The 22,226-nt window shown below is 56.9% G+C and carries 17 protein-coding genes and 1 tRNA gene; 6 read left to right on the top strand and 12 right to left on the bottom strand.

Features of this window, described 5'->3' with window-relative positions; translation table 11 throughout:
• Positions 1 to 60: 60 nt before the first annotated feature.
• The 6 genes from E2F51_RS06605 to E2F51_RS06630 form a co-directional block, all read right to left on the bottom strand.
• A complete protein-coding gene (locus tag E2F51_RS06605) occupies positions 61 to 891 on the bottom strand; it encodes a hypothetical protein (protein ID WP_134823052.1) in 831 nt (276 codons plus the stop codon).
• A complete protein-coding gene (locus tag E2F51_RS06610) occupies positions 892 to 2,070 on the bottom strand; it encodes an integrase arm-type DNA-binding domain-containing protein (RefSeq protein ID WP_134823053.1) in 1,179 nt (392 codons plus the stop codon).
• 174 nt (positions 2,071 to 2,244) lie between these two features.
• Positions 2,245 to 2,339, bottom strand: a tRNA-Sec gene (locus E2F51_RS06615).
• A 111-nt stretch (positions 2,340 to 2,450) separates the two neighbouring features.
• A complete protein-coding gene (locus E2F51_RS06620; protein ID WP_245174179.1) occupies positions 2,451 to 3,182 on the bottom strand; it encodes a helix-turn-helix transcriptional regulator in 732 nt (243 codons plus the stop codon).
• Positions 3,161 to 3,553 (bottom strand): amino acid-binding protein, encoded by a 393-nt coding sequence (locus E2F51_RS06625; protein ID WP_134824828.1) that lies wholly within the window; start codon positions 3,551 to 3,553, stop codon positions 3,161 to 3,163. The genes E2F51_RS06620 and E2F51_RS06625 overlap by 22 nt, the downstream gene beginning before the upstream one ends.
• Entirely contained in the window at positions 3,546 to 3,869 is a 324-nt protein-coding gene (locus E2F51_RS06630) for an antibiotic biosynthesis monooxygenase (RefSeq protein WP_134823054.1), read from the bottom strand. Before E2F51_RS06630 ends, E2F51_RS06625 begins: the two co-directional genes overlap by 8 nt.
• 178 nt (positions 3,870 to 4,047) lie before the next feature.
• Between E2F51_RS06630 and E2F51_RS06635 the strand changes: the two genes are divergently transcribed.
• Both E2F51_RS06635 and E2F51_RS06640 read left to right on the top strand, forming a co-directional pair.
• Positions 4,048 to 4,590 (top strand): isochorismatase family protein, encoded by a 543-nt coding sequence (locus E2F51_RS06635; RefSeq protein ID WP_053141212.1) that lies wholly within the window; start codon positions 4,048 to 4,050, stop codon positions 4,588 to 4,590.
• A 1-nt stretch (position 4,591) separates the two neighbouring features.
• Complete coding sequence (locus E2F51_RS06640) at positions 4,592 to 5,515, top strand: GlxA family transcriptional regulator (protein ID WP_134823055.1); 924 nt, start codon at positions 4,592 to 4,594, stop codon at positions 5,513 to 5,515.
• Positions 5,516 to 5,592: 77 nt separating this feature from the next.
• Here E2F51_RS06640 and malM read toward each other — a convergent pair whose 3' ends face one another.
• The 3 genes from malM to malK form a co-directional block, all read right to left on the bottom strand.
• On the bottom strand, positions 5,593 to 6,492 hold the full coding sequence (gene malM / locus E2F51_RS06645) for a maltose operon protein MalM (RefSeq protein WP_041692462.1): 900 nt from the start codon (positions 6,490 to 6,492) through the stop codon (positions 5,593 to 5,595).
• Positions 6,493 to 6,779: 287 nt separating this feature from the next.
• Positions 6,780 to 8,078, bottom strand: a complete 1,299-nt coding sequence (locus tag E2F51_RS06650) for a maltoporin (protein ID WP_167738386.1) — start codon at positions 8,076 to 8,078, stop codon at positions 6,780 to 6,782.
• Positions 8,079 to 8,104: 26 nt separating this feature from the next.
• Positions 8,105 to 9,214, bottom strand: coding sequence for a maltose/maltodextrin ABC transporter ATP-binding protein MalK (gene malK / locus E2F51_RS06655; RefSeq protein ID WP_013204468.1), 1,110 nt, complete (start codon positions 9,212 to 9,214; stop codon positions 8,105 to 8,107).
• Between the two features lie 355 nt (positions 9,215 to 9,569).
• Between malK and malE the strand changes: the two genes are divergently transcribed.
• From malE to malG, 3 genes are read left to right on the top strand one after another with little or no spacing between them, the layout of a single operon-like run.
• Positions 9,570 to 10,769, top strand: a complete 1,200-nt coding sequence (gene malE / locus E2F51_RS06660) for a maltose/maltodextrin ABC transporter substrate-binding protein MalE (RefSeq protein WP_053141201.1) — start codon at positions 9,570 to 9,572, stop codon at positions 10,767 to 10,769.
• Positions 10,770 to 10,829: 60 nt separating this feature from the next.
• Positions 10,830 to 12,395: a maltose ABC transporter permease MalF gene (malF, locus tag E2F51_RS06665; RefSeq protein WP_167738387.1), complete on the top strand. Its 1,566-nt coding sequence runs from the start codon at positions 10,830 to 10,832 to the stop codon at positions 12,393 to 12,395.
• A gap of 9 nt (positions 12,396 to 12,404) precedes the next feature.
• Positions 12,405 to 13,295, top strand: a complete 891-nt coding sequence (gene malG / locus E2F51_RS06670) for a maltose ABC transporter permease MalG (RefSeq protein ID WP_134823056.1) — start codon at positions 12,405 to 12,407, stop codon at positions 13,293 to 13,295.
• An 86-nt stretch (positions 13,296 to 13,381) separates the two neighbouring features.
• Here the strand turns inward: malG and malQ are convergent, their stop codons facing one another.
• Together malQ and malP are read right to left on the bottom strand one after the other, a co-directional pair.
• Positions 13,382 to 15,463, bottom strand: a complete 2,082-nt coding sequence (gene malQ, locus E2F51_RS06675) for a 4-alpha-glucanotransferase (RefSeq protein WP_134823057.1) — start codon at positions 15,461 to 15,463, stop codon at positions 13,382 to 13,384.
• A 9-nt stretch (positions 15,464 to 15,472) separates the two neighbouring features.
• Positions 15,473 to 17,875: a maltodextrin phosphorylase gene (malP, locus tag E2F51_RS06680; RefSeq protein ID WP_134824830.1), complete on the bottom strand. Its 2,403-nt coding sequence runs from the start codon at positions 17,873 to 17,875 to the stop codon at positions 15,473 to 15,475.
• Between the two features lie 363 nt (positions 17,876 to 18,238).
• Between malP and malT the strand changes: the two genes are divergently transcribed.
• Positions 18,239 to 20,962, top strand: coding sequence for an HTH-type transcriptional regulator MalT (gene malT, locus E2F51_RS06685; protein ID WP_134823058.1), 2,724 nt, complete (start codon positions 18,239 to 18,241; stop codon positions 20,960 to 20,962).
• Here the strand turns inward: malT and E2F51_RS06690 are convergent.
• Entirely contained in the window at positions 20,959 to 21,954 is a 996-nt protein-coding gene (locus E2F51_RS06690) for an acyltransferase (RefSeq protein WP_041692463.1), read from the bottom strand. The two genes, malT and E2F51_RS06690, sit on opposite strands and share 4 nt — an antisense overlap.
• Between the last annotated feature and the right edge of the window lie 272 nt (positions 21,955 to 22,226).

A 22,226-nucleotide genomic window follows, 5' to 3' on the forward strand; every position in this document is an offset into this window, starting at 1 on the left:
TCAGACTGTTAAAATGTGACTAAAAGATTTTATTAGAAACTCTATTAGCCACAAATATTGTTAAATAAATGTTAATCCTTCTTTTTTCATGCAACTCCGCAACAAGCTAACAACTGTGTCATAGCTTAATGGGGGCTCACCTTTTTCCGGCCAGAACTCCCGGGCATGCAGAAATAGTTGTTCTGCTACTGCCGCAGGACTCTCTCTACGCAACCTCATATCACGATGAAAAAGAGAGATCACAGCCATAAGAATTTCGGCCCTCGGAACAGCATGCTTCTGTTTTTGAGCCTCAGATTGGGACTGATAATTTTTTACTGTTTTTTTTGGTTTTTTATCTTCAGCTACAGCCTTTAAGAAAGCATCAATTTGATTTTTTGTTATCCATAAGGTATCTATAAGAAAATAATTTTCTCGTTCGTCATAATTTAGATATAATTCAACAGGGAAACCCAAATAACTTTCACCTGAAGGAATGAAATAATCAGGCCATTCTTCAGGCTGACCTTCATACTTCAATAAAGTGCTTTTATAATCATTACTTAATGCAAAATAACCCTTCATATTACAAATTAAGAGATCATGAGCATCGAGATTGGTCTCATTAATGTCTGACCTAAAAGAACAATTTTCCGATAAGATAAAATACCCTTCATTATCTTTAGGTAGATTATTAATAGATTGGATCAATTCGTGATTATCAACACCAGCACTCAGCCCGCATGATACATCAAACTCACCGTCATCAAACTCCATGCATAGCTCAATATTTTTATGGCAGGCGTACCATAAAATATCTTTCTTATCACATCCAATCAACTGGGCTGCTTCTGATACTTGATAATAATCCCTCAACAATGAATCTATATTTTTTATCTTAAAAAAATCCATTCAACCCTCTGCTAACCCAGATAAAAAATCTGCATACCATTGCATCATTTCTCGACGACCATCCAAATATTGAGCATGATTATAAGCTCCCCTGATTGCGTTTTTATCTACGTGAGCCAGTTGCAGCTCAATCCAGGCAGAGTTGAAGCCTTGCTCATGCAAAATCGTGCTCATCGTATGCCTAAATCCATGACCAGTAAGCCTACCTTTATAGCCTAAGAGTTCAATGACCTGGTTGATGCTTTCTTTGCTAATAGGCTTGCGCTGATCGTTTCTACCTATAAAAATAAGAGGATAGTGGCTTGTAATCGGCTTTAATTGCTTCAATAAGGATATAGCTTGCCTTGAGAGCGGGACTTTGTGAGGGCGGCGCATTTTCATGTGTTCTGCTGGCACTTCCCACATTGCATTTTCAAGGTCAATATCTTGCCAGCGAGCAAAACGTAATTCCTGAGTTCTGACACCGGTATACATTATTAAATAGGTTGCAATTTTAGTAATGACGCTACCTTTATATCCAGCCAGATCCTCTAAAAAGGAAGGTAACTCTTGAGCAGTCAGAAACGGGAGGTGTTGTTTTTTATGTACGGCTAATGCCCCCGCTAGATCTGGAGCAGGATTATATTCAGCTCTACCCGTTATAATTGCGTAACGAAAGACCTCGCCACAGCGTTGACGTACTTTACGCATTTTCTCTAATGCACCACGCTTCTCCATTCTTTTAAGAGTTTCAAGCAACTCTAATGGCTTAATATCAGCAATGGGCTTTATCCCTATATAGGGAAAAATATCCTTTTCGAATGTACTTATAATCTCCTCACGATAGCTTAGTGACCAGCGGTCAGCTTTTGCCTTGTGCCACTCTCGAGCAATTGCTTCAAACGTATTTGCAGTAGCTATTTTTCTCGCTTGTTTTTCTGCCTTTTTAATTGCTCCGGGATCATCTCCAGCCGCCAGACTACGCCTGGCTTCGTCCCGTTTCTGGCGAGCTACAGCAAGCGACACATCAGGATAGACACCAATGGACAATAATTTCTCACGCCCCATAACGCGGTACTTCATCCGCCAGTAACGAGAGCCATTTGCATTGACCAGCAAGTAAAGCCCGCCACCATCTGCAAGCTTGTAAGGTTTATCCAAGGGCTTTGCCGTACGCACCTTGACGTCAGTTAGTGCCATTGCGTCTCCGTGTGGGGGTATCGATTTTCACAGCGATTTTTAACCCCCTAAAACACCCCTAAATAGGGGTAGATTCCAGTAGACATAGATTGACATCAGGAGAGTGAACTTTCAAGTTAACTAGCTAATTGTTGTTGTATTTATTGAAGTTAGTTGACGCAGAAAGAGGAGAAATGGCGGAAGATCACAGGAGTCGAACCTGCCCGGGACCGCTGGCGGCCCCAACTGGATTTGAAATCCAGCCGCCTCACCGGAGACGACGATCTTCCTCTTTGAAGAGGCGCAGAGTATAGCATTGTGTAAAGCCGAAATTCAGCCCTAACCGCGTCGCAACCTGGCTTTCGTTAAGCGCATCCCACAATGACGAAAGGCAGCCACGGTCAGTCCGTGAAAACCACCACGTAATGCCTTTGCAATGCTTTTTTCCCTGCTTCAGTGAACCTCACTTCCCGATAACCTTCTATGCGCACCAGCCAGCCCTGTGCCTCAAAGGCGAGGAATAACGCCGCGCCGGCATCCCCTCCGAGGTGAAAACGCCGCTCGCTCCAGTCCAGACAATCGCAGCACGGTTTCCGTTTGGTTTTGGGATTAAGCACTGCCCCGATGCTTTGAAAATGGTGCAGCCCGGCCTGAGTTATCGTACTGCCGTCAGCTGTAATCCAGTGGTTGGCCTTCATACAGGCATAGAGTTCGACCGCGATTTCCCCCGCCAGATGGTCATAACAGGTACGGGCGCGCCGTAACGGGAGCGGCGCGCGCGTCTCAGGCGTGCGGATATGTTTAACCGACATGCCCATAATGTTTTCCAGCAGGCTGGCAACATCGCTGCCTGCCAGGCGGTAATAACGGTGCCTGCCCTGCGAGAGACACACCGTTAAACCACTTTGCAGTAGCCTCGCCAAATGCCCGCTGGCAGTGGAGGTGGCAATATCGGCCACGGCGCTCAGTTCGGTCGCTGTCCATGCCCGGCCATCCATCAGTGCGCAGAGTATTCTGACCCTCGACGGGTCAGAAATGGCACTGGCGATAGCCGACATGGCGTGTTCCAGCGATAGGGCACCGTCATCGGTGTTAGCTAAACCCGGCAGGCTCATGCAGAAGGGATTTCCCATGGTTGAGTGACCTGTGCGGCCAGTTCATTATTGTCTGTCAGTAATATTAACTGGTTGTGGTGATCGCTGTACTGGACCAACAGATTTATTCCGTTGCGGGCAATCACGTCCATGATTTCGCCCAGTTCGCCAGGGCGTTCCTGCCGGAGCTGACGGATCACCGGTTTAACCACCGCATGCACCGAGAAACCGGCATTAACCAACACCTCTCGGGCACGCTCGCCATCCTCCACCAGATAATGCGCATGACTTTCACTGCCGACGGAGAACACGCCGCCGCCTTCCAGACCGACACCATTGTTACCTAACGTGGTGCCCATTGAGGCCAACGAGCCCGGCATATTGGTCAAAACAACATGGATATCATACATCTGCATGGCTTCCTGATTCTGATGAGTAGTCTCTGATCACGCTGGCAATACGAATACGGTAATACGCGAAAATGGTGGCTTTGCCCTCTTCCTGCGCTGCCCTGTGCCGCTGATTTTTCTTCCAGCTCAGTACCGACGCTTCATCGCACCACCAGGAGAGCGAAAGAATTTTGTCCGGGGTGCTCAGGCTCTGAAAACGCTCGATTGAGATAAAACCGTCCACGTCGGTCAGCTCCGGTTTAAGCTCCGCGGCTAATTGGAAATAGCGCGCCTGATGTTCAGGCACGGCATCGGCTTCAAAAAGTACAGCAATCATCAGGTAACTCCCTTGGTGGTTGATGTCTGCCAGTGTATTCAGCGGTAGGCACGATGCTTCGCTGCCCAACGAAATGTCGATCGTCTCACCCGGACAGGATCATGTCCGTTTTTGGCCTTCTTCGACCTGCCTTTTCCCGTCATCATTGGGCTATACCCTCTTCCAGTGGAGTCCGTAAATGTCCAATACCGTCCTTTTAGTGATTGACGCGCAGCAGTCCTTCTATCATCGTGGTTACCAGGATACGGTCGAGATGCCGGCGTTTGAACGCAGTATCAGCGCGCTGATTGGCGGCTGCCATGTTCGTGGCATTCCGATTGTTGATGTGTTCCATGTGGAAGATCATGGCCCGTTTTCGCTGGCCTCTGGCCTGGTTGAGCGTCTGCCGTTCCTCAACCATAAGGTGGCGAAAACCGTCCAGAAGCGAGTGCATAACGCGCTGACCGAATCCGGGCTGGAGCCGTGGCTGCGCGAGCAGAAAATCGATCATGTGATTATTTGTGGTTTGCGCACCGAACAGTGCTGCGAAACCACCGCCCGCGTGGCGTCCGATCTGGGGTATAAGGTGACGTTCGTGACCGAAGCGACGCTGACCTTTCCGATTAGCCATAACCGCATCACGCTGAGTATCGCTGACCTGCGTCATCATACTGAAGCCGTGCTGATCAACCGATTCGCCTCCATCCGTACCGTGGAGGAGTGTCTGCAGGAGTTGCCATAAGATGACTATCCCGGTGTGGTTTTTGATGGTGCCAGGCATTGTTTCGCTGGATGTGACCGGCCCGGCGGAAACGCTGAAGCTGGCAGCGGGCGCGTTCTCGCTGCGCTATATCGGCCCGGAGGAGAGCATCATGACCTCCACCGGGATGACCGTCAGCCGCATCGAGCCGATGCCCGATCGCCTGCCCGCCGGGAGCCTGCTTATCGTGCCCGGCGTGGAGGATTCCAGTCGCGGGTTTGATACGCCGCAGGGCGTGGCCGCGCGCAATTGGCTGATGCGCCAGCAGCCGGATATCCATGACCGCAAGATTTCACTGGTGTGCGTCTGTTCCGGCACCATCCTGGCGGCAAAAGCCGGCCTGCTGAGCGGCGTGCAGTGCACCAGCCATCATGAAGTGATCACCCGCCTGAAAAACGCCGATCCGACGGCGATCGTGAAGGAAAACCGCATCTTTGTCGAAGATCGCGGCATCTGGACCAGCGCCGGCATTACCGCCGGCATCGACCTGTCGCTGCACCTCATCCACCAGCTGTGCGGCTCGCAGACTGCGCTTAACGTCGCGCGTGAAATGGTGGTCTACTTCCGCCGTTCGGGTGAGGATCCGCAGCTGTCGCCCTGGCTGCGCTATCGCAACCATATGCATCCGGCCATTCACCGCACCCAGGATTTGCTGGTTGTCCAACCCGAACGGGAGTGGCAGCTGGAGGAGATTGCCGGCAAGGTGCATATCAGCCCGCGCCACCTGACGCGGCTGTTCAGGCAACATCTGGGCATCAGCGTGCGCGATTATCACGAGCAGCTGCGCATCGCCATCGCCCGCCAGCGCCTGCAACAGGGTGAAGGGGCCGAAAAAGCCGCGTTGTCCGCCGGGTTCTCGTCATCGCGCCAGCTGCGTCGGGCATTGCAGCGCTGGGAGGCGCCTTAATCTGCAATCAGTTAAGCCGCATTAAAAAAGGGCGGCCAGATTTCTCTGTCCACCCTTCTGTTATTCAGCCTTGAAATCTACTTCTTCACGCTCTCAATAAAGGTTTTACGGGCGGTTTTCGAGCCCAGACGCTCCGCTTCATCCAGCAGTTTCAGCGCTTTATCCACGTCTCCGGCTTTGACGGCCTTCTTAATCGACTCGTTAAACCAGGCATCCGAATCGTCCAGCATCGGCTCTGACGGTTTGGCCGGTGCGGCTGGCGCTGGCGCAGGTGCCTGCGTGCTGCCAACCACCACCGGTGCTGCTTCGGCCGGTGCGGATGACGGGAAGATCTGCCCAATCATCACGTTACCGGCTTTCTGCTCGGCGGTGACCTTCAGGCTCAAGGTGCCGGTTGGCGTATGACGCGCCACAGGGTCCGGGATATCCGGCACCGCGTTGCCCACGCCAGCGGCATAGGCTTTGGCCGGGTTCACCATCTGCGTGGTGGCATCCAGATCGTTGCGCGTGGTGTACACCAGCAGATAAATTTGTTTCTGCCCCAACGCCGGGGTCAGCTTCAGCGTCCCTTCCAGCCGGTCGCTGGACACAATGCCCGGCTTCTCGTAAGGGAAGTAGCTGGAAGGATAAAAGGCCGCCGGACGCATCTGCTCATCCAGCACCAGAACATTTGGCGCATACACGGTTTTACCGGTTGCGATACTGGTCAGGGTAATCTCCAGCGAACCCCGGTCGGCAGGCAAGGCGAATGCCGCCACCGCGCCCTGAATTTGCCCCTGATTAATCTGTGCGCTGGACATCCCAAGCGTCACATCCTGCGTCACTGGCGGCACCAGCGGCGTCCACGACAGGTTGCGTAAGGTCTGGCTTGCAATCGCCGGAGCGGTATTCGCATCATTCTGCGCCGCATTCACCACCGCAGGTGCAGCAGTCAGCAGGCTCAACGACAGACACAGTGACAGCAGATTCTTTTTCATCATTGTTTCCTTTGAAATCACCCTGAAGGCTGGCGGTTTATACGGATAACCCACCAGCCAGCACATCATGTTTTTTCTACTCTACCCCTGCCACAAAACCTCAAAGTCATTTGAGTGGTTCAGGCGCCCGTCAGTGCAAAATCAGAAGGTGGTAAATTTTTTTTCCAAACGCATTCGTGTTGCAGGAAGGCGGCAAGCGTCCAAGTCCCCGGGAGCGTAGATAACTACGTGACCGGGGCGAGGAGGCGCGGCCAACGCCCCTGCAGCGCGAAGGCGGACGGAAAAAATTACCACCAGACTTCCATCTGGGCGCCAAACGTCACCTCATCGTCGTTCCCCCGGCTGAACGTCCGCGCGCTGGTGTCGTTCATCGCCAGGCCGTTATCCACGCCCGCATCGGTGTCGTAACCCCACTTCTCATCCCACTTGGCATAGGTGGCGAACAGGCGGATCGCCGGACGGGACCAGATGCTGTCGCCCGCCTGCCACTGCTGCGCCAGGGTCAATTTGTACTGACCGTTGCGGTCGCCGGTACGCTGGGACTTCACGTTGTCGTAACCCGCTTCCAGCAAGGTGCTCATGATCGGCGTCCATTTGTACATCGGACGCACGCCGACGGTGTACCAGGTGGTGCCGTTGTTGTTATCACGGTCGGTATCCTGATACATCGCCACGTACATCAGGCCCCAGGTATCGTTAAAGTCGATGGCACCGTGGTCCAGCACGCGCAGCATGCTGCCGTTATTGTTGATTGCGCCACCGTTGGAGTGGCCGTTGGACGAACCGGTGTTCGGATCGGTCATCGAGTCCGCCGCGTACTGCACGACGAATTTGTTGTAGCCGTTATAGATGCTCTGCGTGTGTTCTGCGGTCAGTAACCAGCCATCTTTGGTGGCATTGTCATCCAGCGTATAGCCGTCACGCGCGTTGGCGCGGCCATAGTCCACACCCAGCTCCAGCACGCCGCCAGGGTTGGTTTCAATCCCGGCCAGACGGACGTCGAACACGTCGTTAGAGGTCGGCAGTTCGTTACGCTGGTCGGCGATATAGCCAAAGGAGCCGCCGCTTTCGGTGTTACGCGTGGCGGCGATAGAAAGCTTACCAAAGCCGACATCCACATCTTCCAGACCGGCACCGGGACCGGAAATGTCCCAGTAGTAGAAGTCGATCATATGCACGTCATGACGCTGGTAGAAGCGCTTACCTGCCCAGAGGGTGGAGCCTGGTAACCATTCGATCAGGTTCTTACCTAACACGTTGGCTTCACGGAAAGCCGGATCGGTTGCTTCCCAGTCATTCTGCTGTGAAACGGAGTACGCCACGTTACTGTTGAAATAGAAGCTCTTATCGCCCTGTTTCCAGATTTCCTGGCCCAGGCGTAATTCGGCATAGGTTTCGCACTCGTTACCCAGACGGTATTTACTCTCCGCCCCGGTCGCCTTGAAACATTGCTGCTCGCCGCCGCTGCCAGACCAGCCAATACCGGAACGCGCATAACCGGTGAAATCCACCGCCATTGCCTGTGTGGAAAGGACGCCTGCAGCCACTGCCAGCGCCAGAGAGGAATTACGTATTGTTATCATCATCTTCTCCTGTAGGGGGACATGTGCATTTAAACGCCCGGCTCCGGGTGTAACCGGCGACAGGCCGTCCCGTCTTCACGGAACAGATGACAGCGGTGTGGTGGCAGGCCGATAGCGAATGTTGCACCTTCTTCTACCAGCACCACGTCGTTCTGGCGGTAAACCAGGTTTTGACGAATTGCCGGAATCTGGATGTGGATCTGTGTTTCGTTGCCGAGCTGCTCGACCACCTGCACTTCGCCGGACAGCGCAATTTCCGCGCGGTCACCGGGCAGCAGGTGTTCAGGGCGAATACCCAGCGAAAGGTTGCTGCCGACAATGACGTCACTGCCGGATACCGACAGCCAGACCCACTGGCGATCGGGCAGCTCGACCTGCACGCGGTCAGGCTCGACGGCCACCACTTTTACCGGCAGGAAGTTCATTTTCGGCGAGCCAATAAAGCCGGCGACAAAGCGGTTGGCGGGATAGTGGTAAAGCGCCAGCGGCTTGCCAATCTGGGCGATCTTGCCGGCGTTCAGCACCACGATTTTGTCGGCCAGCGTCATCGCTTCAACCTGATCGTGGGTGACGTAAATCATCGTGCGCTTCAGGCGCTTATGCAGTCGGGAGATCTCAATGCGCATCTGCACCCGCAGCGCCGCATCGAGGTTAGAGAGCGGTTCATCGAGCAAAAACACCGTCGGCTCTGCCACCAGCGTGCGGCCAATCGCCACGCGCTGACGTTGCCCGCCGGACAGCGCTTTCGGGCGGCGGTCGAGCAGGTGCGCCAGCTGCAACACTTCGGAGACCTGGTTCACCCGCCGGTCAATCTCGGCTTTTTTGGTGCGCGACAGCTTGAGGCCAAACGACATGTTTTCGGCCACCGACAGGTGCGGATAGAGGGCATAGGACTGAAACACCATGCCGATCCCGCGGCCGGCAGGCGGCACCTCATTCATGCGCTGATTGCCAATCTTCAGCTCACCGGCGGTGATCTCCTCCAGCCCGGCGATCATCCGCAGCAGGGTGGATTTTCCGCAGCCCGATGGCCCGACGAAGACCACGAACTCGCCTTCTTCTATCTCCAGATTGATGTCGCTGGAAATCACGGTCTCACCGAAGGCTTTATATACGCCGCTGAGGGAAACGCTCGCCATCTGGACTCCTGTGAATGTGGACGACTGAATGCCACGCAGCATGACGACATCCCCGGCGGGCGTAATCCTCCGGCGGCGGGATTTTTGTGGGGGAGGAGCAGGGAGGATGAGAAGTCGCGGCGCGGGCCGGAACGGGCCGGGCAAAAGCGCGTTTCGTGATCTGCGCTGCAAAAAACGATGGCGAATAACGGCGCGCAGGCGGGATTACTGAAGGCATTGCTAGCGGCGTCACAATCTGAGAGGTGGGGGCGTAGGCGGGGGGATGATGAAGCCCCAGGGGGTTAACGCCACACTGGCATCGTACCCTCGCTTCTCCGTCTGGGGCCAAGCCCCACAGCAATGAAAGGACTGGATTATGGCCCTCAGCATCAAGAACGTTATCAAACACTCTGTCGCAGTTTCCGCGCTGGCTACGCTGGTGCTCTCGTCGTCCGCCTTCGCCAAAATCGAAGAAGGCAAGCTGGTGATCTGGATCAACGGCGATAAAGGCTATAACGGCCTCGCCGAAGTGGGTAAGCAGTTTGAAAAGGACACCGGCATTAAGGTCACGGTCGAACACCCTGACAAGCTGGAAGAGAAGTATCCGCAGGTGGCCGCCACCGGCGACGGCCCGGACATCATCTTCTGGGCCCATGACCGTTTTGGTGGCTATGCCCAGTCGGGCCTGGTGGCCGAAGTCAGCCCGGACAAAGCCTTTAAGGACAAGCTGTTCCCGTTTACCTGGGATGCGGTCACCTTTAACGGCAAGCTGATCGGCTACCCGGTGGCGGTAGAGTCGCTGTCGCTGATTTACAACAAAGACCTGGTGAAAACCCCGCCGAAAACCTGGGAAGAGATCCCGGCGCTGGACAAGACGCTGAAGGCGCAGGGCAAAAGCGCCATCATGTGGAACCTGCAGGAACCCTACTTCACCTGGCCGATTATCGCGGCCGATGGCGGCTATGCCTTCAAGTATGTTGACGGCAAATACGACATCAAAAACACCGGCGTCAACAATGAAGGCTCGAAAGCTGGATTACAGTTCATCGTCGATCTGGTGAAAAACAAGCACATCAGCGCCGACACCGACTACTCGATTTCCGAAGCCGCCTTTAACAAAGGGCAAACCGCGCTGACCATCGACGGTCCGTGGGCCTGGTCAAACCTCGACAAGAGCAAGATCAACTACGGCGTCGCGCTGCTGCCAACCTTCCACGGCAAGCCGTCAAAACCGTTCGTCGGCGTGCTGACCGCCGGCATCAACGCCGCCAGCCCGAATAAAGAACTGGCGAAGGAGTTTATCGAAAACTACCTGATCACCGATGCGGGCCTGGCCGCCGTCAACAAGGATAAGCCGCTGGGTGCGGTGGCGCTGAAGTCGTACCAGCAGAAACTGGAAAGCGATCCGCGTATTGCCGCCACCATGGCCAACTCCAAAAATGGCGAAATCATGCCGAACATCCCGCAAATGAGTGCCTTCTGGTACGCCGAACGCAGCGCGATCATCAACGCGGTCAATGGCCGTCAGACCGTGCCGCAGGCGTTGAAAGATGTTGAAACCCGCGTCACGAAATAACCTTAGCGTTAGCTGAAATAAAGGGCTGCTTGCAGCCCTGATTCCACAAGGATTGCTTCTATGCCTTTCGCTCAGACCAGCCTGACAACGCCTGCCAAACGACCGCTGAAAACCGCGATCGCCAGGGCGTTGATCGTGCTTTTTGCCCTGCTGGCCGGTTATTTGATTGTGCTGATGTATGCGCAGGGAGAGTACCTGTTCGCCATTCTGACGCTCCTTCTCTCAAGCCTCGGCCTGTTTATTTATGGCAACCGCCGCGCGTACGCCTGGCGCTACGTTTATCCCGGCCTGGCGGGCATGGCCCTGTTCGTGCTGTTCCCGCTGGTGTGCACCATCGCCATCGCCTTTACCAACTACAGCAGCGTCCACCAGCTGACCTTCGAGCGGGCGCAGAGCGTGCTGATGGACCGCCAGTTCAGCGCCGATAACGCCTGGAACTTCGCGCTCTATCCGGATGGCGACAAGTGGCAGCTGGCCCTGACCTCGCCGGAAAACGGCGCGGTGATGGTCTCCAAACCGTTCGCCTTTAACGCTACCACGCCACAAACGCTGGAGATGGCGGCGCAAACCCTGCCGGAGACGGAGAAAGCCGGCCTGCGGGTGATCACCCAGAATCGTCAGGCGTTAAGCCAGCTGTCGGCCAGACTGGCTGACGGAACCCAGCTGCGCATGAGCTCGCTGCGCCAGTTTTCCGGCACCCAGCCGCTGTATCAGCTCAGTAAAGACGGCAACCTGCTGACCGACAGCCAGAGCGGCAAGGTGTATCGTCCCAATATGGACAGCGGTTTTTATCAGGCGATTGATGCCAAAGGCGGCTGGGAAACCGAGGTGCTGAGCCCCGGTTTTACCGTCGGTATCGGCTGGAAAAACTTCCTGCGCGTGGTGCAGGATGACGGCATCCAGAAGCCATTCCTGTCGATTTTTGTCTGGACGGTGGTGTTCTCGCTGCTGACGGTTGTCCTGACCACCGCGGTCGGCATGGTGCTGGCCTGCGTGGTGCAGTGGGATGAGCTGAAAGGCAAGGCGGCCTATCGCCTGCTGCTGATCCTGCCGTATGCGGTACCGGCGTTTATTTCCATCCTGATTTTTAAAGGGTTATTCAACCAGAGCTTCGGCGAGATCAACCTGGTGCTCAGCACCCTGTTTGGCATCAAACCGGCGTGGTTTAGCGACCCGCTGACCGCCAAAACCATGCTGATTATCGTCAACACCTGGCTCGGTTATCCCTACATGATGATTTTGTGTATGGGCCTGCTGAAAGCCATTCCCGACGACCTGTATGAAGCCTCGGCAATGGATGGCGCCACGCCGGTGCAGAACTTCTTCCGCATCACGCTGCCGCTGCTGATTAAGCCGCTCACGCCGCTGATGATTGCCAGCTTTGCCTTTAACTTTAATAACTTTGTGCTGATCCAGCTGCTGACCAACGGCGGCCCGGACCGGCTGGGCACCACCACACCGGCCGGCCATACCGATCTGCTGGTCAGCTACACCTGGCGCATCGCCTTTGAAGGCGGCGGCGGCCAGGACTTTGGTCTGGCGGCGGCAATCGCCACGCTGATTTTCCTGCTGGTTGGCGGCCTGGCGGCCATCAATCTGAAAGCGTCACGAATGAAATTCGATTAAGGAGGCGTTATGGCCATGGTTAAACCGAAGTCTCAGCGGCTCAGGCTGCTGGTGACGCACCTGTTATTACTGAGCTTTGTCGCGCTGATCCTGTTTCCGCTGCTGATGGTGTTTGCCATCTCGCTGCGGCCCGGCAACTTTGCCACCGGCAGCCTGATCCCGGAGACCGTTTCCTGGGATCACTGGAAGCTGGCGCTGGGGATCGCCGTCACCAACAGCGACGGCAGCGTCACGTCGCCACCGTTCCCGGTGATACTGTGGTTATGGAACTCGATCAAGATTGCGGTGATCACCGCCGCCGGCATCGTCACGCTGTCCACCACCTGCGCCTACGCCTTTGCCCGCATGAAGTTTCGCGGCAAAAGCTCGCTGCTGAAAGGGATGCTGATTTTCCAGATGTTCCCGGCGGTGCTGTCGCTGGTCGCCCTGTACGCGTTGTTTGACCGCTTAGGCGTGTACGTGCCCTTCCTCGGGCTGAACACCCACGGCGGGGTGATTTTTGCCTATATGGGCGGCATCGCGCTGCACGTCTGGACCATCAAAGGCTACTTCGAAACCATCGATAACTCGCTGGAAGAAGCGGCGTCGCTGGACGGCGCCTCGCCGTGGCAGGCGTTCCGCCTGGTGCTGCTGCCGCTGTCGGTGCCGATCCTGGCGGTGGTGTTTATTCTGTCGTTTATTGCCGCCATTACCGAAGTGCCGGTGGCGTCGCTGTTATTGCGTGACGTCAACAGCTACACGCTGGCGGTGGGCATGCAACAGTACCTGAATCCGCAAAATTACCTGTGGGGCGACTTCGCGGCGGCGGCCATCTTATCGGCCATCCCGATCACCGCGGTGTTCCTGATAGCACAACGTTGGTTAGTGGGTGGGCTGACGGCGGGAGGGGTGAAGGGTTAAGATTTTTTACCTGTAATACGGTTATTACAGCTAGTCCTGTGTCCTGGGTGGCCTTCAAGGCCACCCTTTTTTATGCCTGCGTCCGGTCAGATGACCGACACTTTCCTGCGGCGCTTATCCAGATCCTGAATCAGGCTGTTCACTTCGGCATCGGCAAACATCGCCTCCAGCGTCTGCGACAGCTTACGTCGCCAGTTCGGATACTGATCGCTGGTACCCGGCACGTTAACCGGCGCGGCCATATCCAGCCAGTCTTCCGGTTGCAGCCCCAGCAGCGCGCTGGCGCTGTCCGCCACATAGCGTTGCAGGCCACGACGGATCGCCGGCGTCAGCTGGGCGGCCCGGTGCGCGGTTTTCACCGGCACGCAGCCATAGTGATGCAGGCCATCCAGCAAGCCCTGACGGGCCTTCGCCCGGTCGGCGTACAGCGTCTCCAGCACCGCCTCATCGGTGTACAGCCCCAGCGTTTTGCCCAGCGTTAAATCGTCCGCCTGCCAGTAGCTGCGCAGCGTCGGTAAATCGTGGGTGGTCAGCGTCGCCATCGCCTGCACCGGATAGGACTGCGGCGCGCGGAAGCTGTTCTCCGCATCACGCTCAAAGTAGAGCACTTTGTAGGAGTAAACGCCGCCTTCACGCAGCTTGCTGACAATCTCCACCGGCACCGTGCCCAGGTCTTCGCCAATCACCATGCAGCGGTGACGCTGGCTTTCCAGTGCCAGAATGGCCAGCAGATCGTCAACCGGGTACTGCACGTAGGCACCCTTATCGGCGGTTTCACCCGCCGGGATCCCCCACAGACGCAGCAGCGCCATCACATGATCAATCCGCAGCGCGCCGCAGTGGATCATATTGGATCGCAGCAGATCGATAAAAGGCTGATAGCCCCGGTTGACCATCGCCCAGGGATCCATCGGCCGCAAATCCCAGTTTTGCCCCTGCGGACCGAGGATATCCGGCGGCGCGCCGACCGAGGCTTTCAGGCAGTACAGCTCGCCATCACCCCAGGTTTCCGCGCCGCCTTCCACCACGCCCACCGCCAGATCGCGGTATAAGCCAATCGGCATCGCGGCCTGCTGGCTGAGCTGATAACAGCGTTCAATCTGCGTTTCGGCCAGCCACTGCAGCCACAGGTAAAACTCCACCTCCGGCGCCTGCTGCTCGCAAAACGCCCGCACCACCGGACCGCGCGCGTTGCGGTAAGCGTCCGGCCAGGCGTTCCAGCCCTGTGCCCTGCCGGTTTCTTTCTCCAGATGGACATACAGCGCGTCATAGGCCGCCTGTAACCACAGGCTTTCGCCACCTTGCTTCACAAAGCGGGCAAACGCCTGGCGCTGCGCATCATCCGCCTTGCGCGCCATAAATTGCGGGTAGGCCAGACGCAGCCCCTTCAGCTTGAGTGCCATCACCGCGCTGTAATCCCCCCAGTCGGTGGCGCGCACCGCCTGCAGAGCATGCTGCGTGTCCGCCGCCTGCCACCACTGCTGCGCGGCCTCGCTATGCTGGAAATCGGGCACCGCGGCGACGTCGATATAAATAATATTCAGCCAGCGGCGGGATGAAGGACTGTACGGGCTGGCCGCTTCCGGATCGCCGGGACAGAGCGCGTGGATCGGGTTGAGGCCGACAAACGCGCCGCCGCGTGAGGCGACCTGACTTAATAGCGTGCCGAGATCGCCAAAATCGCCGATGCCCCAGTTGCTCTCCGAGCGCAGGGTATACAGCTGCACGCAGGCGCCCCACAGCTTTTTCCCCGCCAGCAGCGGCTCCGGTTCGAAGCAGCGTTTCGGGGCGACAATCACCCGACATTCCCAGCTCTGCGTGCCCTGGGTGAGCGTCAGGCGGTGATAGCCCGCCGCGATCGGCTCCGGCAGCGCCAGCGTCATGCGGCCGTTAACCCTGCCCTGCTGCTCGCTACCGCTCTCCTGGCGAAACTGCCAGCTAAAATCGCCGTCGCCGTTAACCGGCAGGGCAAACCGCTCGCCCCCGGTAAACACCCTGACGGTGGGCACCGGCCTGGCCGGCGGCCGGCGATCGTTGTTCCAGCCCATCGCCTGCAGCAGATCGCGTTTGGTTTCAGCCGCAATCGCCTGAGGCTTGCCGTGGGCGTTAATAAAGCCGGAGGCAATGCCCGCCTCTCTGGCCGCCTGCTCAAGTGCATTATTTTCCATCGGGGCTCCTCAGCGCTTCGCCTGCCAGATCCGCTGCTGATAGTCGCGGATCGATCGGTCAGAACTGAACATCCCGACGCGGGCGGTGTTCAGAATGGCACTGCGCGTCCACTGCGTGGCGTCGCGGTACAGCACGTCCACCCGTTGCTGGGCCGCACAGTAATCGGCAAAGTCCGCCAGCACCAGATACGGGTCGCCGCCCGACAGCAGGCTGTCCAGCAACGGTTTGAACGCGGTTTTATCCCCGCCGCTAAAGAAGCCGTTTTCCAGCTCTTTTAGCAGGCTGTTGAGGTGCTTGTCCTGCTTACGCAGCTTCAGCGGATCGTAACCCGCGCTCAGCAGGGCTTTGACCTCATCAACCGTCTTGCCGAAGATAAAGATATGCTCATCGCCGACCTGTTCAGCAATCTCCACGTTGGCTCCGTCGAGGGTGCCGACGGTCAGCGCGCCGTTCAGCGCCAGCTTCATATTGCCGGTGCCGGAGGCTTCTTTACCCGCCGTTGAAATTTGTTCTGAGACGTCCGCCGCCGGGATCATCAATTCCGCCACCGACACCTTGTAGTCCGGGATAAACACCACCTTCAGGCGATCGCCGACCAGCGGGTCGTTATTGATTTTTTCCGCCACCTTATTGATGGCGTGAATGATATTTTTCGCCAGGTAATAGCCCGGCGCGGCCTTGGCGCCAAACAGGAACACGCGCGGCACGCAGTCTCTTTCCGGGTTATCGCGCAGCTGGCGATACAGCGAAAGAATATGCAGCAGGTTAAGGTGCTGACGTTTGTACTCATGCAGACGTTTGATCTGCACATCGAAAATCGCCTCAGGATTGAGGGTGATGCCCATCGTTTGCTGAACATAGTGGGTCAGACGGCGTTTATTTTCCTGCTTGATGTTCTGGTAAGCCTGCTGGAACGCGCGGTCATCGGCAAAGGCTTCCAGCCCCTTAAGCGCATCGAGATCGGTCAGCCATTCGACGTTCAGCTTGCTGTCGATCAGCGCGGCCAGCGCCGGATTACACTGCTTCAGCCAGCGGCGCGGCGTGATGCCGTTGGTGACGTTATGGAATTTCTGCGGCCACAGCTGGTGATATTCCGGGAACAGATCCTTGACCACCAAATCGGAATGCAGCGCGGCGACGCCGTTGACCGCAAAGCCGCTGACCACACACAGATTCGCCATGCGCACCTGCTTGTTCTGGTGAATAGAGAGCTTTTCCCACACGCGTTTGTCGCCAGGCCAGCGCTGCTCCACCACCTTTTTAAAGCGGGCATTGATCTGCTTAATCAGCGAGAAATGGCGCGGCAGCAGGCTGCGGACCAGCTTTTCATCCCAGCACTCCAGCGCTTCCGGCATCAGCGTGTGGTTGGTATACGCAAACGTCTGGCTGACAATGGTCCACGCGGCGTCCCACTCAAGCTGGTGCTCGTCCAGCAGAATGCGCAGCAGCTCCGGGATGGCGATGGTCGGATGGGTGTCATTAAGCTGGATCACCTCATAGCGCGGTAAATCTTCAATTTTGCGGCCAAGGAAATGGTGGCGGCGCAGAATATCGGCCACCGAACAGGCGCACTGGAAATATTGCTGCATCAGGCGCAGACGTTTACCGGCCTGATGGTGATCGTTGGGATACAGCACTTTGGTCAGCTTTTCAGCCTCAATGCCCTGTTTTTCTGCCTTGAGGAATTCCCCGTCGTTAAACCGGCCCAGATCAAAAGGCTGCACCGCACCCGCTTTCCACAGGCGCAACGGCTGGGTGACGCCATTCTGATAACCCACCACCGGCAGATCCCAGGCTTCCCCGCGCAGGGAGAATTCCGGCATCCAGTGTTCGCGTCCGTCATCCTGTTTCAGCAGCATGCCGCCAAAGCCGACATCCACCGACAGCGCGCTGTTGTGGCAGAACCACGGATAGCTTTCGCGGTGCCAGTTATCCGGCGCTTCCTGCTGCTCGCCGTCGCGGAACGACTGGCGGAACAGACCGTACTGGTAGTTCAGCCCGTAACCGGTAGCCGGCTGGCCCACGGTGGCCATTGAGTCGAGGAAACAGGCCGCCAGCCGTCCTAAACCGCCGTTGCCCAGCGCCGGATCGACCTCCTGCTCCAGCACGTCCGCCAGCTCAACGCCCTGTTCTTTCAGCACTTCCTGCACAGGCTCCATCCAGCCGAGGTTAATCAGGTTGTTGGCGGTCAGGCGGCCAATCAGAAACTCCATCGAGATATAGTTCACGTGCCGCTGCGGCTGTTTCGCGGCGGGCGGCAGCGGGCTGGCATTCAGCTGTTCCGACAGCGCCGCGCTGGTTGCCTGCCACCACTGGTGCGGCGTCATCTCCTGCGCCTGGTGTAAACCAAAACGCTGCCACTGACGTGTTAACGCCGCCTGAAACACCGATTTATCAAACTGAACCTGCATCACCTTTCCTCGCATCGGGTAAATTTTTCCCATGCTGAAGCTTCACCCATCGCGCGGCATCCTCCCGACAGGGATTAGCGAGGGAGGAGAAAAGGGGGCGTAGTCAGCCGCAGGTCAGCCCAGGGCCCAGGCATGGAAAATCTGATTTTTAAAAATGTGACGAAGTGCGACTAAACGAAACAAAAATCAGTAACGTTCTTGCAATCAATACGTTCCAGGCAGACCTTAAGGAAAACTGATTAATTACGCACACTAAAATAATTAAATCCCCCCACAAAACTTACGCTGAAGCCCCCAAACACGGCTTTGTGGCAGTTAGAGAAGGGGAAACTGTCCTCTGACCTCCGGCAAAAGATACTCATTATGCTTATCCCTTCGAAACTGAGCCGCCCGGTGCGGTTGCAAAATACGGTGGTGCGCGAGCGTTTGTTGACGAGACTTTCCGCTGCACAAAATTACCGCCTGACGCTGGTGACCAGCCCGGCGGGTTACGGCAAAACCACGCTGATGGCGCACTGGGCCTCCGGCAAAAATACCCTCGGCTGGTACTCGCTGGATGAAAGCGATAATCAGCCTGAGCGCTTTGTCAGTTACCTGATCGCCGCCATTCAACACGCGACGGGCGGCCACTGCGCCAAAAGCGAAGCGTTAAGCCTGAAGCATCAGTACGCCAGCCTGCCGGCGCTGTTTGCGCAGCTGTTTGTTGAGCTTTCCGACTGGGATCAGCCGCTGATGCTGGTGATTGATGACTACCATCTGATTTCCAACGCGGCGATCCACGAAGGCATGCGCTTTTTCCTGCGCCATCAGCCGGAAAATGTCTCGCTGCTGATCCTCTCGCGCACCCTGCCACCGTTAGGCATTGCCAACCTGCGCGTGCGCGACCAGCTGCTGGAACTGAACTCCAGTCAGCTGGCGTTTACCCATCCTGAAACGCAGCAGTTTTTCGACTGCCGCCTGAAGGAACCCATTGAGCAGGCCGACAGTAATCGCCTGTGTGACGAGGTCGCCGGTTGGGCCACGGCGTTACAGCTGATCGCCCTCTCCGCCCGCCAGTCGACCACCCCGGCACAGCAGTCGACGCAGCAGTCCGCGCGGAAACTGGCCGGGGTTCACGCCAGCCACCTGTCGCACTATCTGGTGGAGGAAGTGCTGGATCGCGTCGATGCGCCGACCCGCGATTTCCTGCTGCGCTGCTCGTTGCTGCGGTCGATGAACGATGCGCTGATCGTCCGGCTGATGGGCGGCGACAACGGTCAGCAGCGTCTGGAAGCGCTGGAAAGCCAGGGGCTGTTTATTCACCGCATGGATGACACCGGCGAGTGGTTTAACTTCCATCCGCTGTTCGCCACCTTCCTGCGACAGCGCTGCCAGTGGGAGCTGGCGTCGGCGATCCCGGCCATTCACCGTGCCGCCGCCGAAGGCTGGCTGGCGCTGGGTTTCCCGGCCGAGGCGATCCACCACGCGCTGGGTGCGCAGGACACCACCATGCTGCGCGATATCATGCTGCAACATGCCTGGGCGCTGTTTAATCAAAGCGAGCTGGCGTTGCTGGAAGAGTGTCTGAACGCGCTGCCGTATGACCAGATGATCCTCAATCCGAAGCTGGTGCTGCTACAGGCCTGGCTGGCTCAGAGCCTGCACCGTTATGAGGAAGTGGACGCGCTGCTGTCCCGCGCCGAAGGGGAAATGCGGCTGCGCAATATCGCGATGGCGCCCGATTTAACTGCGGAATTCGATGCGCTGCGGGCGCAGGTGGCGATTAACGATGGTCGTCAGGAAGAAGCTGGCCAGCTGGCGACCGAAGCCCTGCGCTTTTTACCGCACGACAGTTATTACAGCCGCATTGTCGCGACCTCGGTCACCGGCGAAATCCAGCACTGCAAAGGCGATCTGGCCCGTGCGCTGCCGCTAATGCAGCAGACCGAGCAGATTGCCCGACGTTATCAGGTCTACCATTACGCGCTGTGGGCGCAGCTGCAACAGAGTGAAATCCTGATTGCGCAGGGCTTTTTGCAGGCCGCTTTTGAGATGCAGGACCGCGCGTTTGAGCTGGTGCGCGAGCAGCACCTTGAGCAGCTGCCGTTGCACGAATTCCTGCTGCGGCTGCGTTCCCAGGTGCTGTGGTCCTGGTCGCGGCTGGATGATGCCGAAGCCGCCGCCCGTCAGGGCCTGATGGTACTGACCAACTTCCAGCCGCAGCAGCAGTTGCAGTGCCTGGCGATGTTAGCGAAATGCGCGCTGGCGCGTGGCCAGCTGGATAATGCCCACCACTATCTGCAACGCTGCGAAACCCTGCTGAAACACGGCAAATACCATATCGACTGGCTGACCAACACCGATAAAATCCGCGTAATTTACTGGCAGATCACCGCCAATAAACCGGCGGCGCGGCAGTGGTTGCAACAAACGCGTAAACCCGGCGTGGCGGATAACCATTTCCAGCAGGGCCAGTGGCGCACCATCGCCCGCGTGCAGATCATGCTGGAACAGTTTAACGAGGCCGAAGTGGTGCTGGACGAGCTGAACAGCAATGCCCGCCAGCTGCGCCTGCTCAGCGATCTGAACCGCAACCTGCTGTTAAGTAATCTGCTTTACTGGCACACCGGGCGTAAAAGTGAAGCGCAGCGGGTGCTGATTGAAGCACTGGGGCTGGCGAACCGCACCGGCTTTATCAGCCACTTTGTGATTGAAGGCGAGATGATGGCGCAGCAGTTAAGGCAGCTGCTGCAGCTGAACCTGTTGCCGGAACTGGAACAGCGGCGGGCGCAGCAGATCCTGCGCGAGCTGAATCAGCACCATCGCCACAAGTTCGCCCACTTTGATGAAAGCTTCGTCAACAAGCTGCTGACCCATCCGCAGGTGCCGGAATTGATCCGCACCAGCCCGTTAACCCAACGCGAATGGCAGGTGCTGGGGCTGATTTATTCCGGCTACAGCAACGAGCAGATCGCCGGAGAACTGGCGGTGGCGGCCACCACCATCAAAACCCACATCCGCAATCTGTATCAGAAAATGGGTATTGCGCACCGTCAGGATGCGGTGCAACAGGCCCAGCATCTGCTGTCGGTAATGGGTTACCACTAGCTCACCAGATGGGTCTTATCGATACGTCGCAGGCCCATCGCCAGCAGCAAACTGCCCGCCAGCGTCAGGGAAAACACCAGCGGGATATCGATAAACGGATGGTCGGTGTGATCCAGATGATGGGTGCGCATAAAGTGGATAAACAGCGCGTGGAAGCCATAAATCGGCAGTGAATGGCGCGAGATCAGCGCCAGAAACGGCAGCGGTCGCTGATTGAGGCAGTTTTTAAACAGCACCAGCAGGCTGACGGCGGCAATAAACACCACCGGCCCGCAGTAGAGATACCAGGTGTCGGCAAAGGCACCGTTGATCGCCATCTGCTTTTTGGTTCCCATCGCAATCCCCGCCACGCTGGCAATAAACACCACGCCCGCCAGCCAGCTGACGCCGCGTCGGTTGGTGTCCATCATGCCAATTGCCCGGCCAAAAAGCGCGTACAGCACGTAGTAAAAACTGTCCCCGCTGAGATACAGATTGAGCGGCAGCCAGTGGAACGGCCCGACCGATTGATCGAGGGTATTCGGGTTGGCCAGCACCGCCAGCACCAGCGTCACAATCGCCAGATAGCCGGCGCGCACGGCTTTCACCTGGATCAGCGGGGAAAGCAGGTAGATCGGGATAATCGCGAAGAAGAACCACAGATGGTAGAACACCGGCTTTTGCAGCAGGTGCTTGATGGAAATCCCCTGATTGATTGGTGTCAGCCAGGTGATATACGCCAGCGCCACCAGGCTGTAAAAGGCCAGACAGAGCACGATGCGCAGGAAATGCCGCCCTTGCGCGCTGCGTTCACCAAAGAACAGATAACCCGAAATCATAAAGAAAAGCGGCACGCACACGCGCGAGGCGGAATTCAGCAGGTTGGAAACATCCCAGGTGTGCTCTCCGATGGCCGTACTGTTGGTCACATACCAGGTGGTGGTATGGATCATGATCACCATCAGACAGGCCACCGCGCGCAAATTATCTATCCAGCCAATCTTTTCCTTCATGTCCTTCATGCCGTCCTCAGTTCCAGCGTTAGTGCCTACCAGAGGGTAGCCGGACGGCGATTGTTCAACAACCTTTGCGGTAAGAAATCGGAGGACGCTGACCGGACAAAGCCAGCTTGCAGGTTGAGCACGCCTGATTGAATGGGCGATGCGGGATCGCAATCATAATGCGATGATTCGGGAGGGTGAGAAAACAGACCTTAAGGCAGGCGATCGGTGATAAGAATCGTTGTTGGCTTAAAGATTGACGTTGTAAGAGGTGGTTGCAACTC

It is taken from the genome of Erwinia sp. QL-Z3 (genome assembly GCF_004551645.1).
GTDB lineage: Bacteria > Pseudomonadota > Gammaproteobacteria > Enterobacterales > Enterobacteriaceae > Erwinia > Erwinia billingiae.

Bases quoted from the DNA above. Each gene is read 5' to 3' on its own strand.
- E2F51_RS06605 (WP_134823052.1), bottom strand. From the start codon at position 891: ATGGATTTTTTTAAGATAAAAAATATAGATTCATTGTTGAGGGATTAT.
- E2F51_RS06610 (WP_134823053.1), bottom strand. From the start codon at position 2,070: ATGGCACTAACTGACGTCAAGGTGCGTACGGCAAAGCCCTTGGATAAA.
- E2F51_RS06620 (WP_245174179.1), bottom strand. From the start codon at position 3,182: ATGGGAAATCCCTTCTGCATGAGCCTGCCGGGTTTAGCTAACACCGAT.
- E2F51_RS06625 (WP_134824828.1), bottom strand. From the start codon at position 3,553: ATGTATGATATCCATGTTGTTTTGACCAATATGCCGGGCTCGTTGGCC.
- E2F51_RS06630 (WP_134823054.1), bottom strand. From the start codon at position 3,869: ATGATTGCTGTACTTTTTGAAGCCGATGCCGTGCCTGAACATCAGGCG.
- E2F51_RS06635 (WP_053141212.1), top strand. From the start codon at position 4,048: ATGTCCAATACCGTCCTTTTAGTGATTGACGCGCAGCAGTCCTTCTAT.
- E2F51_RS06640 (WP_134823055.1), top strand. From the start codon at position 4,592: ATGACTATCCCGGTGTGGTTTTTGATGGTGCCAGGCATTGTTTCGCTG.
- malM (WP_041692462.1), bottom strand. From the start codon at position 6,492: ATGAAAAAGAATCTGCTGTCACTGTGTCTGTCGTTGAGCCTGCTGACT.
- E2F51_RS06650 (WP_167738386.1), bottom strand. From the start codon at position 8,078: ATGATGATAACAATACGTAATTCCTCTCTGGCGCTGGCAGTGGCTGCA.
- malK (WP_013204468.1), bottom strand. From the start codon at position 9,214: ATGGCGAGCGTTTCCCTCAGCGGCGTATATAAAGCCTTCGGTGAGACC.
- malE (WP_053141201.1), top strand. From the start codon at position 9,570: ATGGCCCTCAGCATCAAGAACGTTATCAAACACTCTGTCGCAGTTTCC.
- malF (WP_167738387.1), top strand. From the start codon at position 10,830: ATGCCTTTCGCTCAGACCAGCCTGACAACGCCTGCCAAACGACCGCTG.
- malG (WP_134823056.1), top strand. From the start codon at position 12,405: ATGGCCATGGTTAAACCGAAGTCTCAGCGGCTCAGGCTGCTGGTGACG.
- malQ (WP_134823057.1), bottom strand. From the start codon at position 15,463: ATGGAAAATAATGCACTTGAGCAGGCGGCCAGAGAGGCGGGCATTGCC.
- malP (WP_134824830.1), bottom strand. From the start codon at position 17,875: ATGCAGGTTCAGTTTGATAAATCGGTGTTTCAGGCGGCGTTAACACGT.
- malT (WP_134823058.1), top strand. From the start codon at position 18,239: ATGCTTATCCCTTCGAAACTGAGCCGCCCGGTGCGGTTGCAAAATACG.
- E2F51_RS06690 (WP_041692463.1), bottom strand. From the start codon at position 21,954: ATGAAGGAAAAGATTGGCTGGATAGATAATTTGCGCGCGGTGGCCTGT.